Below are 12,611 nucleotides of genomic sequence, written 5' to 3' on the forward strand. Positions count from 1 at the left end.
GTTCGTTATGAGTTTAGAATCTTAGCACACTTTCATCCTGAGATTCTTCGGCAATTTCAGATTCAAACAGAGCATCAAACTCTTTAAAATCTAATGAATCGCTTAATCCAAAATCGGAAGGAGTTAGTTCTCGGTCTTCTTTACTAATACAATGTTCGATAAGCTGGGTTAAATATTCTACATATTTATTAGCCAGATTCTGAACGGTTTCTGATTGGTATTGTGCTTCGGAGTAATCCCAGGAAATTCTAAGTTCATTGGCCACAATAATTGCTTTTACAATAAATTTTTCTTCCAGTATAGAAGTTGGGCTGATATGATCTCCCGCATATTCCGGAGCTGATGAAAAGACTGCACTTTGATTCAGCACATTATCGATTTGTCCCAAATAATTAAAGACAACATCCCATCCGCAATCTTTTAAAGAATGGCGTATTTCTTCAGACGAGTGTAAATAACGCAAACAGCCGTACCCCATTCCTTTGGTTGGAATCCTGCGTAATGCTTCTTTCACCGATTTAACAATATCGCCTTCCGTTTCGGCATTTTCTTTTGACAGGATCACCGGATATTTATTGGTAAACCATCCTGTAGTACCGCTAACATCAATGTCTTTCAGTACATTTTCTCTTCCGTGGCCTTCAAATCCTAATGCCAGTCGTTTTGTTCCCAGAACATCTTCAAAAGTCATTTGAAGTGCGCTTAACATCAAATCGTTGATTTCTGTATTATAAGCTGAGTTGGCATCTTTCAACAGGTGTTTGGTATATTCCTGATTTAGAATTCCGATCTGAGTTTTCTTTGTTTGTCTGGTAGGGTTATTGGCCGAAAAATCGGTCGGAAGCGGCGTATAGTCGCTATTAATTTGCTGCCAGTACTCTAACTGAGATTCTATTTCTTCGGTCTCTGCAAAGTTTTTCAACTTATTGATCCAGTCTCTGAACGAATTGTTTTTGTTTTCCAGATACAGCTTCTCGTCCGTTGTTTCTTCTGTCAGCAGTGTTTCCAGATCATCGATGATAAACCTCCAGGAAACTCCGTCTACCGCTAAGTGATGCGATACCATGAAAAATCGGTTGTAGGGTACAGCGTCCGGTGTTTCAATAAGAACAAAACGCGCTAAATCTCCTTTTTCAATATCCAATGATTGTTGGTATTTTGCACAAATTGCCGTCACAGCTTCTGTAATATTTTTTTCGTCATCGATCGTTTCTGTTCGATAGAAATTAACCGATTCTCCGTAAAACTGTTTCCATTCTTCCTGTCCCTGAACGATCTCTTTTTGGTATATTGATCGAAGTGAATCATGACGTTTGGCTATTAATTCAACTGTTTTTTCGAGTTTTTCTTTCGGGATCTTTTTATCGATGCTCAATAAAACGGCCTGATTGAAATGTGACAATACGGCTTCATTTCTTTCAAAAAACCATTGCTGAATTGGGGATAGAGGTACTTCTCCTTCTAAAATTCCCTGCTCGGCAGTACTAAACTCTTTGCTATTTCGTTCTGCAGCAACCGCCAGTTCTGCAATCGTCTGATAGTCAAACAAATCCTGAACCTGAACCTGATAACCTTTTTTCTTGGCACGGCTTACTACCTGAATGACAATGATAGAGTCACCTCCGAGTTCAAAGAAATTATCCGTCACTCCAATTTCGTCAACATTAAGCAGGTTTTGCCAAATGGTAACCAAATCCTCTTCTGCTTTTGTGGTTGGTGCGACATAAGTACGTCCCGTTGCAGCTGTAGGCTCCGGCAATGCTTTTCTGTCGATTTTTCCGTTTGAAGTAAGCGGCATCTGATCCAGTACAACATACACCTGAGGAACCATATAATCCGGAACAACTCCTGATAGATACGATTTCAAATCAGATTCTGAATACCCTTCTTCAACAACCAGATAACTTACCAATCGTTTAACTCCTGCAGCGTCTTCTCTAAAAGAAACTTCATTCTGTACAACACCAGGATACCCTTGTATCACACGACTGATTTCTTTTAACTCTACACGGTATCCACGAATCTTCACCTGATCGTCTACACGTCCTAAAAATTCGATTTCTCCCAATGAATTTCTGCGAACTAAGTCTCCCGTTCTGTATAAAACCGTGCTCTTAGCTGTTGTGAATGGGTTGGCAATAAATTTCTCCTGAGTTAAGTCTTCACGATTCAGATAACCTTTCGAGATTCCTTTACCTCCCAGTAATAATTCTCCTGAAACTCCAATTGGACATAGCGACATATCACTGCTTACGATATAAGCTTCACTGTCTGAGAACAACTTCCCAACCGGAATGGTAACGTAATCAAAAGCAGGATCTACTTGGTGAAGCAATTTTCCAATCGTACTCTCGGTAGGACCGTAATGGTTTACAATCATCACATTTGAATCTTGTGCCGCGATCTCTTTTACATAAGACACCTGAAGTACGTCTCCTCCAAATATTATGGTACGTGCCGGCAATAACAAATCAGTATCGATACGTAAAGCTTGCCAGTGACTTGGTACTATTTTGATACAATCAATTGGGTTAGCGTTAAAATATGCTTGTAGCTTCACGCCATCCATTAAAGTATCTTTATTGAATAAGTGCAAACATCCTCCGCTTAATAGAGAACCGTACAATACGGTATTTCCTAAATCGGCAGAAAGTGAAGACATTAAGCCGAAACTTTTGTTGGCACTGATCGAAATCTTAGCTTCTAATCCTTCGTAATAATCTACCAAATTCTTGTGACTTACCTGAACTCCTTTTGGCTGACCTGTGGTTCCTGATGTGTACACCACATAAGCTGTAGTATCTTCTGTTGCCAATGTTGAGAAGGTAACCTCCTGCGGAAGTGCCTGGATATCGGCATATTGAATATCGATAGAAAATATTGGAACTGAAAAATCAATTACATCAAATAAACTGCCGGATTCGATCAACAAACATTTTACATTGGCTTCCTGTACCATGTACAACTGACGCTCTTTTGGTAAGGAAAGATCAATTGGAACATAACCTGCTCCTGATTTTAAAATAGATACCATCGCCAATAAAGACCAGTTTGAAGTATCCATCATCATGGCGATCAAGTCACCCTGTTTTAAATCATACGTTTGTTGATAGTAATACGCCAATTTGGTAGCAGCTTCATCCAGCTCTTTGTACGTCATACGGCTATCATTATAAACAAATGCCAGAGCATCCGGAGTTTTGGCTACCTGCGCTTCAAAGTGAGACAATACCGTTCCTTTTCCTGATAATGAATACTCAGGTGTGTTATAATCAACTAAAAGTGCCTGCTCTTCTTCGGCGCTAAGCATGGCCAGATTTCCTATTGATGAAGTATCGTCTGCTAAAATAGTGTCCAGCAAATTCTCATAATGAGATCGGAAACCTGTAATCGTAGACGAATTGAAAAGTGCGCTGCAATAGTTGAATGAGAAAGAAATTCCTTCCGGACTGTCTTCTGCAAAAATGGTCAGATCGAACTTCGAAATGTCATAATCCATTGGTACAGCCTCAATCGTAATATCACTAAAGGAAGCAATTTTAGCTTCCGGATTGTTGTTTAAAACAAACAATACCTGGAATAAAGAACTTCTGCTTTTGTCTCTGGCTTTCTCTACACGATCGACTACTTTTTCAAACGGAACTGCGATATGATTGTACGCTTCTAAAGTGGTTTGTTTTACCGATTTCAGCACTTCATTAAATGTTGGATTACCGGATAAATCAGTACGAAGTGCCAAAGTGTTGACAAAGAATCCAATCATCGATTCTAATTCCTGCTGCGGACGATTGGCTACTGTAGTTCCAACACAGATATCGGACTGACCACTGTAACGGTACAACGCTACTTTGTAAACACTCAGCAATAACATAAATAAGGTTACGCCCTCTTCTTTGGCATAAGCTCGTAAAGCCTCACTGCGATCGCGATCTAATTTAAAGTTTATGTAGTCTCCTATACTGCTTTGAACAGCCGGTCTTGCATAATCTGTTGGAAGTGCAGAAGGTGCTACTCCTGTTAATTTAGACTCCCAATACTCTAATTTCTCCGCCAGATAATCTCCGGAAACCTCAGAACGCTGCCAGACTGAATAGTCGGTGTATTGGAAACTAAGAGCTGGCAATACTGCCTCTTTTCCTTCTGCATAGGAAGCATATAATGTTTTAAATTCATTAACGATAAGTGATGTCGACCATCCGTCTGTTGCGATATGATGACGAACCAATAATAAAATATGCTCTTCCTCTGATACCTTGATAATTGTAGCACGTAACATATAATCTTTAGACAGATCAAAAGAACGGCTTATTTCGTCTTTGATAAAAGTTTTCTGATCGGCTACAGAAGTAAGAACAGTAAGATTCCAATGCTCTGAAGGCTGAACTTTTTGATACGCTATTCCTTCTTTTTCCAAATAAATAGTACGCAATGCCTCATGACGCTCTACAATTGTTTTTAAAGCTTGTGAAAGATAGTCTGTATTCAGAGCTCCTTTTAAGTTTAATAATACCGGTACGTGATAATTCTCACTTCCTTTTAATTTATCAATAAACCATAAACGTTCCTGAGCATAAGACAATGGAATGTCTGCAGGCAAGTCTTGTTTGACAACCAACGGAAGTGTAAGCGTATTGTCCTGACTTTCGATAAAAGAAGCCAAAGCGGCAATATTAGTATGATCGAATATATCGGTAATATTAATGGCAACATTAAGTGTCGTTTTAATCGCTGATAGTAAACGAACGGCAAGCAAAGAATGTCCTCCCAATTCAAAGAAATCATCCGTAACTCCTATCTGTTCTACATTCAATAAATCCTGCCAGATCGCAACCAGACCTTTTTCGGTTTCCGTTTCAGCTGCAACATATACACGTCCTTCTGTAACTGTAGGCTCCGGCAATGCTTTTCTGTCGATTTTTCCGTTTGAAGTAAGCGGCATCTGATCCAGTACAACATACACCTGAGGAACCATATAATCCGGAACAACTCCTGAAAGATACGATTTCAAATCAGATTCTGCATACCCTTCTTCAACAACCAGATAACTTACCAATCGCTTAACTCCTGTAGCATCTTCTTTGAATAAAACCTCATTCTGTACAATTCCGGAATACCCCTGAATTACACGACTGATTTCTTTTAATTCTACACGGTATCCACGAATCTTCACCTGATCGTCTACACGGCCTAAAAATTCAATCTCCCCTAATGAATTTCTGCGAACTAAGTCTCCCGTTCTATATAAAACAGCGCTTTTACCTGCTGCAAATGGATTGGCGATAAATTTCTCCTGCGTTAAATCTTCACGATTCAGATAACCTTTCGAGATTCCTTTGCCTCCCAGTAATAATTCTCCTGAAACTCCAATTGGACATAAAGACATATCACTGCTTACGATATAAGCTTCACTGTCTGAGAACAACTTTCCAACCGGAATGGTAACGTAATCAAAAGCAGGATCTACCTGGTGCAATAATTTTCCAATCGTACTTTCGGTAGGACCGTAATGGTTAACAATCATCACATTTGAATCTTGTGCTGCGATCTCTTTTACATAAGACACCTGAAGTACGTCTCCACCAAATATTAAAGTACGTGCCGGCAACAATAACTTGTTATTTATGCTCAACGCCTGCCAGTGGCTTGGTACTATTTTGATACAATCAATTGGGTTGGCGTTAAAGTACGCTTGCAGTTTCACTCCATCCATTAAAGTATCTTTATTGAATAAGTGCAAACAGCCTCCGCTTAATAAAGAACCGTACAATACGGTATTTCCTAAATCTGCAGAAAGTGAAGACATTAATCCGAAGCTTTTGTTAGCACTGATCGCAATCTTAGCTTCTAATCCTTCGTAATAGTCTACCAAATTCTTGTGACTCACCTGAACTCCTTTTGGCTGACCTGTGGTTCCTGATGTGTACACCACATAAGCTGTAGTATCTTCTGTTGCCAATGTTGAGAAGGTAACCTCCTGCGGAAGTGCCTGGATATCGGCATACTGAATATCGATAGAAAATACAGGAACTGAAAAATCAATTACATCAAATAAACTCGAAGATTCAATAAGCAAACATTTTACATTGGCTTCCTGTACCATGTACAACTGACGCTCTTTTGGTAAGGAAAGATCAATTGGAACATAACCTGCTCCTGATTTTAGAATGGATACCATCGCCAATAAAGACCAGTTTGAAGTATCCATCATCATGGCGATCAAGTCACCCTGTTTTAAATCATACGTTTGTTGATAGTAGTATGCTAATTTGGTAGCAGCTTCATCCAGCTCCTTGTACGTCATACGGCTATCATTATAAACAAATGCAATCGCATCCGGTGTTTTGGCTACCTGCGCTTCAAAGTGAGATAATACCGTTCCTTTTCCTGATAATGCATACTCAGGGGTGTTATACTCTACTAAAAGTGCCTGCTCTTCTTCGGCGCTAAGCATGGCCAAATTTCCTATAGCTGAGGTACCGTTTTCTAAGATAGCAGTTAATAAGTTCTCATAATGTGATCTTAAACCTGACACTGTTGCAGCACTGAAAAGATCTGTACAATAGTTGAATGAAAAAGAGATTCCTTCCGCGCTGTCTTCTGCAAAAATGGTCAGATCGTATTTGGCAATATTATAATTCATTGCCATTGGTTCGATGGTAATATCACTAAATTCAGCAACTTTTGCCTCCGGGTTGTTGTTTAAAACAAACAATACCTGGAACAAAGAACTTCTGCTTTTGTCTCTTGTTTTCTCTACACGGTCTACTACTTTTTCAAACGGAACTGCGATATGATTGTACGCTTCTAAAGTGGTTTGTTTTACCGATTTCAGAACTTCATTAAACGACGGATTACCGGATAAATCAGTACGAAGGGCTAAAGCATTGACAAAGAATCCAATCATCGATTCTAACTCCTGCTGCGGACGATTGGCCACCGTAGTTCCGATACAAATATCAGACTGACCGCTGTAACGGTACAATAATACTTTGTAAACACCCGATAATAGCATGAATAAGGTTACGCCCTGCTCTTTCGCATAAGCACGTAAAGCCTCACTTTGATCGCTGTCTAACTTTAAACTGATATGGTTCCCACGACTGCTTTGGACAGCTGGTCTTGCATAATCTGTTGGAAGTGCAGAAGGTGCTACTCCTGTTAATTTAGACTCCCAATACTCTAATTTTTCTGCTAATACCTCTTCAGACAACTCGGTACGCTGCCAAACGGAATAGTCTGTATATTGAAAGTTAAGCGCTGGTAAATTAGCTTCTTTTCCTGTTGCATAGGAAGCGTATAATTCTTTGAATTCTTTAACGATTATAGATTCAGACCATCCGTCTGTTGCAATATGATGGCGTACCAATACTAAAATATGTTCTGCATCTGATACCTTGATAATCGTAGCACGTAACATATAATCTTTCGATAAATCAAATGGTTTGTTTATCTCTTCGGCTGTAAATTCTTTATAATCTGCGACTCCCGAAACAACATTCAACTCCCAACGGTCTGAGGATTGTACCACCTGATAAGCAACACCTTCTTTTTCTATAAATATAGTACGGAGTGCCTCATGACGCTCTACAATTGTTTTTAAAGCTTGTGAAAGATAATCAGTATTAAGAGTTCCTTTTAGCGTTAATACCGTAGGCATATGATAATGTTCACTGCCTTTTAATTTATCTATAAACCATAAACGTTCCTGAGCATATGACAATGGAATATCTGCAGGTAAGTCTTGTTTACTTACCAAAGAAAATGTTGAGGCAGTATCTTGTTTTTCTATAAAAGAAGCCAGCTCTGAGATCGTCGGATTACCGAATACGTTTGTAATGGTAAGGCCAACGTTCATTACTTTCTTTATTGCCGATATTAAACGTACTGCTAATAAGGAATGTCCTCCCAGTTCAAAGAAATTATCGGTAATACCAACTTGCTCTACATTTAGCAGATTCTGCCAGATGGCAACCAAATCTTCTTCTGTTTTTGTTCCTGGCGCTACATATTCATATTCCCTGCTGAATGTTGGATCCGGTAATGCTTTTCTGTTTACTTTACCATTTGATGTCAATGGAATTTCATCCAGTTGTACCATTATTCCCGGAATCATATACCCTGGAATGTGTTCTTTTAGATAAGCAACAAGATCTTCTTTTGTTTTATTCTCTTTAAAAACGACATAGGCTACCAATTCATTTACTCCGTAAGCATCTTCTTTGGCAATAACAACTCCCTGATGTACAAACGGACAGCTGTTGATAACGGTATCCAATTCTCCCAATTCAATTCTGTACCCTCTGATTTTTACCTGGCTGTCTTCTCTTCCCAAATATTCTATAGTACCATCCTGAAGCCACTTTGCATTATCACCGGTTCTGTATAATTTTCCTTCCCCAAAAGGATTTTGTACAAATCGGTAAGCATTAAGTTCAGGAAGATTGATGTACTCTCTGGCTACCTGAACACCACCTATGTACAGTTCTCCTGTAACACCTTTAGGCTGTATGTTCATTTCGCTATCCAGAATATAAATCTGAGTGTTTGCCACGGGAACTCCTATCGTAACACGTTTTAAATCTACCGCATTAAAAGGAACAATCCAGCTTGTCACATCGATCGAAGCCTCTGTAGGTCCGTATAAATTGCTCAAAACAACATTTGGCAATACTTTTTGAAAATCTTCTACCTGGCTTATTTTTAAAGCCTCTCCACTACATACCACATTTTTCAGACTGCTGCATTTAGAAACATCAATGTCCAATAAAAATGCACTTAACATAGAAGGTACAAAGTGAATCATTGTTACCCCGTGTGCTGCGATCAGCTCTCTTAAATAATCGCTGTCTTTATGTCCTTCCGGTTTTGGAATTACTAATTTACACCCTGCCAATAATGGAAGGAAGAACTCCCAAACCGATACATCAAAACAGAAAGTAGTTTTTTGTATCAATACATCGTTAGCCGTTAAATTATAATACTCCTTCGCCCATAACAGACGGTTCACCAAACCTCTTTGTTCGTTCACAACTCCTTTAGGATTTCCTGTAGATCCTGAAGTGTAAATTACATAAGCCGCATTTGTAACCGGTATTGCTACAGCTGGATTAGTTTTGGACTGATTGACAAGTACTGAATCCTGTTGATCAAGATTAAGTATCGTAGTACCTTCCAGAAAATTAACTTTGTTGATACTGTCGTTATTTACCAATACAACTTCTGCTTTAGTATCTTTAATAATGTACTCTATTCTTTCAACCGGGTAATGAGGATCAATAGGTGCATAAGCTCCTCCGGATTTCATAATACCCAACATTCCAATAACCATTTCAAAAGAACGTTCCATACACAATCCTACTATAGATTCTGTTGTAACATTGATACTGCGTAAATAATGAGCCACCTGATTGGCTTTTTCATTTAAAGCTGCATAAGTCATTTCTTCTCCTTCAAAAGCCAAAGCAACTCCTTCCGGATTATTAGCAACTTGTTCTTCAATGAGGTCTATAAGCGTAAGATCAACAGGGTAATTCGTTGCCGTAGCATTAAAATCCTGTACTAATTCTTTTTCTTCTTCCTGACTGATGTAGGTTAGTTTTCCAATAGGAGTTTCCGGTTGAAATAATACTTCTTCCAGGATTTGTTTATAGTGTCGTATTAATCCTTCGATCATTTGATGTTCGTACACCTCGGTATTATAAGCAACATCTAAAACCAGGTGCTCTCCGGCTTCTCTGAAATTAAGCTCTACATCAAATTTTGAAACTGTTTCTCCTAAATCAAGAATGGCATCAGTTTTTGATGTTGGTATTTCGATCGTCACCTCATTTGCTGATGTATTCTGAAGCACTAACAAAACATCAAACACACTGCTTCTTCCTGCATCTCTTTTAATGTTTAAGTTTTCTACTAAACTGTCAAAAGGATACATTTGATGGTTAAACGCCTCAAGTGTCTGCTCTTTAATTCGCTTATAAATTGAAGTAAAATTCTCCTCGGCCTCCACGGTATTGCGCAAGGCAAGAGTATTTACATAAAAACCAATCTGATTGGCTAAATCTGCATGGTCACGTCCTGCAACCGGACTACCTATAATAATATCTGTATCTGAGGTATATTTATGAAACAGAACATTGATCGTGGTTAGTAAACTAATAAAAGTACTGCCATTGTTCTCTTTTGTAAAATGCTGAAGCATCGCTGTTGTTTCCTTAGAAATATAAGCTCTTAAGCTTCTTCCTTTATGTGTTTTCACAGAAGGACGACGTTTTTCTGAAGGAAGATCCAGGATTGGTAACTCACCTGAAAGACTTTCCATCCAATACGCTTTATCCTTGGTAGAAACCGCTGAATTTATCTGTACTGCCTGCCAGTTTGCATAATCTTTATATTGAATGGCAAGAGGTGCAAGATCAGGAGTAATCCCTTTTACAAAAGACTCATAAAATGCAAATACATCTTTTGATAATACATTCATCGACCAGCCATCACCTATAATGTGGTGCATGTTGTAATAAAAGACATAAGTATCCTCTTCAGTCTGTAATAAGCTTAGACGAAATAATGGTCCTTTTTCTAAATCAAACGGAACGAATGAATCTTCTTTGATATAACCGGATACACTGGCATCTTTATCTGTAACATTTCTGAAATCAACATAAGACAGCCCGAAGTTTACATCTGTTGTTGGCTGCACGTACTGTCTCACATCACCGTTTTCATCCATTTTGAAAGTAGTACGCAAGATCTCATGACGCTCTATAGTAGCGATTATCGCTTTTTGAAAGTATCCTATATCATAATTACCTTTTAAAATGGTACGCATAGGCATATTGTACACCTCAGACCCTCCTTCAAACTGGCTTAAAGTCCAAAGACGGCGCTGTCCGGCCGATACTTCGTAACTTTCAGATTCAGAAACAGCAGAAATTGACTCAAAATTAAATTTCGCACTGTTTTTACTGCTTTTAAGTAAGGCGATAAGACGATCTTTATTGGTTGAAATATCATTTTTATCCTCTGCAGTAAGAGCTGCTGTATTTCCTGTTACTCTTAAATTTTCTTCTGAATCATCAAGAAAAATTTGTACTTCTTTATGGGATAAGCCGGTAATTATTGATTTGATATCTTTCATCGTAATAGTGTTTTCTAAATGCTTTATTTTTGAATTAATAACTGATATATTTAAAATAACCTATGTATAACGCCAAACACATTGTTCTAAAAGACAATGTGTTGTGATGATTTACCAGGTAGTAAAAACTAGATTTTGATGTGGTAAAAAAGGATTGAGATAAGAGATATTTTACACTTTATAACAAGTACAAAAATCACTTTAATGATTAGCTCCATTATATAGGAGGCGATAATCTAATTGAAAAGAAAATCTAAAACCTATGCCTTTGCAAAGACGTTTTCTTCCGGATTGGATAGATACGACAAAGGTATTATGGCTGATATATTCTGGCGCAATGAACTTAATCGTACGCTGATTCTGTGCTGATTGTCGACTCTGAAAACTTCGCATTCCAAACCTGATAGTTCGCCATGTTCGATTTTAAGTTTATCGCCTATTTTTGGCAGTGCCGATTCGACTTGAACATCGGTGATGTCTTTTCCCTGGGTGAAGAGTTTGATATAAGCGATTTCTTCTTCGGAAACTTTGCCGTATTCTTTGCCGAAAGACAAGTAGGAACAACCGCTCTCTACATTTAAAGCATCATGAAAGTCTTTGTTGTTTTTAATGTTTACAAAAACATAACTGGGAAATAAGGGAATTTCAATTTTCTTGGTTCGGTCACTCCATTGTCTAATGCTGGTGGCCATAGGTAAAAAAGCTTCTAATTTTTTTTCCATTAATTCTTTGTAGACTTTACTTTCATGTCTATACTTGACGTAAAGAACATGCCAACCTTGTTTTCGATCCATATTATTTGGTTTTTTTCGTCACCGGGCATAGCTGCGCTATTACCAGTCACATGGTTATTTTTTTTAGATACGTTTTTTGGTTTAATAGCTTTACCTTTTTTACTCTAAAGTAATTTTGGTAATAATGTTTTTGTTGGAACTCTCAAGGTAAATTTTGATGCCTTTTGAGTGTGATGTAAAAATCTGAAAGTTGCGAATCCAACTACTTATTTTTACTGAAGTAAATTTACAATATAGGTTTTCAAATGCTACTACACCAAAGTGTAGTTCAATTGGTTAGCGTTAAATACTACCTTATTGGGTAGTTTATAGTTTACAGAAGAAAGCTCAAAATCTTCCGGTGTAACCAAATGTTTGTTCTCGTTGTAGAAAGTAATAAGACCATTATAGGACATCGATACAGGTATTGTTTCTGATCCCAGGTATTCGATTGATTTACCCACAATTTTTGCTTTGATGCCCATTAGGGTTAATACGCGAAGTAGTTTGGCATCGATTTCGGCGAAGGCCATATTGTCTTTGTGTTTGCAAACCGGTGCGATGGCACAAACCAATAGTTTTTTTAGAAGGTTAACATCACGAACGCCTTTTTTAATGGCAAAACGTCCAATGTGCCAGATTTCATTGATGGCATCTCCTTCTGCACATAAGAAAGGATTGATCCCAAACATTTTTTGAATAGG

The 12,611-nt window shown here is 38.2% G+C and carries 3 protein-coding genes; all 3 read right to left on the reverse strand.

Annotated features, from left to right (window positions below; genetic code table 11):
• Nucleotides 1-13: 13 nt before the first annotated feature.
• Nucleotides 14-11,134, reverse strand: a complete 11,121-nt coding sequence (locus C245_RS0105325; RefSeq protein ID WP_017495543.1) for a non-ribosomal peptide synthetase — start codon at nt 11,132-11,134, stop codon at nt 14-16.
• A 260-nt stretch (nt 11,135-11,394) separates the two neighbouring features.
• Nucleotides 11,395-11,928, reverse strand: coding sequence for a UpxY family transcription antiterminator (locus tag C245_RS0105330; RefSeq protein ID WP_017495544.1), 534 nt, complete (start codon nt 11,926-11,928; stop codon nt 11,395-11,397).
• Nucleotides 11,929-12,179: 251 nt separating this feature from the next.
• On the reverse strand, nt 12,180-12,611 hold a 432-nt coding region (locus C245_RS22725), incomplete at its 5' end, for a hypothetical protein (RefSeq protein WP_017495545.1).

Source organism: Flavobacterium sp. WG21, from assembly GCF_000335775.1.
GTDB lineage: Bacteria > Bacteroidota > Bacteroidia > Flavobacteriales > Flavobacteriaceae > Flavobacterium > Flavobacterium tructae.

Coding starts and splice junctions, on each gene's coding strand:
- C245_RS0105325 (WP_017495543.1), bottom strand. CDS start 11,134: ATGAAAGATATCAAATCAATAATTACCGGCTTATCCCATAAAGAAGTA.
- C245_RS0105330 (WP_017495544.1), bottom strand. CDS start 11,928: ATGGATCGAAAACAAGGTTGGCATGTTCTTTACGTCAAGTATAGACAT.